We start from the raw sequence: 433 nt of genomic DNA on the forward strand, positions 1-433 counted from the left end.
TGCTCGGCGCCGCATTGGACCGCGCCCGCCGGGTAGCGGCCAGGTTGGAGAACATCCAGGGCCTGCGGGTGTTGCGACCGGCGGACGCCACCGGAACCGGGACCGGGTTCCATCAGCTCGACGAGACCAAACTGCTGATCGGTACCCGTGACCTGGCCGCCGATGCCCGTGACATCGTCGAGCGCCTCAACCGGGTGCACGGCGTGCAGCCCGAACTCAGCGGTGCCGGTCATGTGCTGTGTATCAGCACCATCGGCAACACCGACACCGACATGGACCGCCTCGCCGAGGGATTCGCCGAAGTGGCCGCCTGGGCCGGAGATGCGACCGCGGGCCCGGGCGGTGACGACGACACCCTGATCGCCGATCTGATCGCGCATCGCGCCGAGACCGTGCTGACCCCGAGGGAAGCGTTCTTCGCCGACACCGAGAC

General features: G+C 69.1%; 1 protein-coding gene. It reads left to right on the forward strand.

Annotated elements, in window-relative coordinates; all coding sequences use genetic code 11:
* Window positions 1-44 precede the first annotated feature (44 nt).
* The coding region (locus ACWGPE_RS18580; RefSeq protein WP_452049244.1) for a hypothetical protein at window positions 45-433 on the forward strand (389 nt) is incomplete at its 3' end.

The organism is Agromyces sp. NPDC055658 (assembly GCF_053618155.1).